This window comes from Vreelandella olivaria (assembly GCF_023507745.1).
GTDB classification, from domain to species: domain Bacteria; phylum Pseudomonadota; class Gammaproteobacteria; order Pseudomonadales; family Halomonadaceae; genus Vreelandella; species Vreelandella olivaria_A.
In genome coordinates this window covers 1-1,131 of record NZ_JALPZO010000009.1, presented here as the reverse complement: position 1 = coordinate 1,131, position 1,131 = coordinate 1, and the positions used below count along the sequence as shown (strand labels likewise).

The window sequence follows — 1,131 nt, the reverse complement described above, 5'->3', positions numbered from 1 at the left end:
AGCGCGCTTTTTCGCCTGTTCGGTGAACAACGAACTCATGTCGATGCCGGTGCCGACAATGTCGTGATCACGTGCCCAAGTGCACAGCATCTCGCCTGAACCGCTACCAAGGTCGAGTACTCGTGCTCCCGACTGCAGACGCAGTGCCGCACCGAGCGTGGCAAACTTGTCGGGTGTGAACGGATTGTGGATGCGGTGCGCACTTTCCGTGATGTTGAATATTCGCGGGATGTCCAAAGCGTAAATTTCCTAACGAGATGCAAATAGATTTGGTAAAGGCCTAACGCCTGAATTAAGCCGACCCGCGAAGCGGGTTCAGCTTGAATGAATTGTTAGGCCCTCGGCTCAATATGCGATTGCCTTCGCTTTGCAGCGTGTTCATGCGCCCCATTGAAAGTGCGGCCAACAGTTACGAAGCCTATGCAGGAAATGAACGTACTAATAACGAGCATGGCATGCACCCAATCAACCGGTGCTGAAACTGAGAATGGGCGTAAAGATTTTATTAGCAGAATAAGCCAGAAAATCACAACATACATACTGATGATTTGATTTACCCCAGAAACCGATATAGGCCACGGACCGGTAGCAGAATTGCCAATATGCTCTTTCCAGTTCTTCGCGGGACGGCGCCTAAGAACTGTCTTAAACAATGGCCCCGTGACTTCATCTTCTAGCATGTCAACGTGATTCTCCCAGTTCTCCTGCCATTGCTTGCTTCCACGATTAACACAATGCCAACCAAATGAGAACAACACTCCTAGACAGCAAAGTATTACAGAAAGATCTGCTTTGTCTTCAATACTGGAAGCGGCCTGTATAGCTGCATAGCCAGCGAAGGTTGCAGCGATGAATGTCCAGAAGTATGTGGCCCTTTTCCAATAGAGGTCAATCTCAAACTTGCGAGTGTCCAAGGCATATTGGAACGTCTTTTCGCGCTTATCCGCGAAAGACTTGGTGTAATCAATTTCGGAAATTTCAACTGAGTCACTCATGAGGGCCTAACGCCTGAATTAAGCCGCGCCGCGAAGCGGCGTCGGCTTGAATGAATTGTTAGGCCTTTTTGATACAGAGCCGTGGCATGAGCGCAAACACGCCCCAGCCCAAGTACTCTCGCGTGTAAGCTGCATG

General features: G+C 49.7%; 2 protein-coding genes. Both read right to left on the bottom strand.

All coding sequences use genetic code 11. The annotated features are described in order from the left end of the window. Positions 1–237, bottom strand: a 237-nt coding sequence (locus HP566_RS00820) for an SAM-dependent methyltransferase (RefSeq protein WP_249975357.1), incomplete at its 3' end; no start/stop codon positions are given. A 95-nt stretch (positions 238–332) separates the two neighbouring features. Beyond that, positions 333–995: a hypothetical protein gene (locus HP566_RS00815; RefSeq protein ID WP_249975356.1), complete on the bottom strand. Its 663-nt coding sequence runs from the start codon at positions 993–995 to the stop codon at positions 333–335. Positions 996–1,131: the final 136 nt, after the last annotated feature.

What these genes read in the sequence shown, in the direction of transcription:
- HP566_RS00815 (WP_249975356.1), bottom strand. Translation starts at nt 995, where the DNA reads ATGAGTGACTCAGTTGAAATTTCCGAAATTGATTACACCAAGTCTTTC.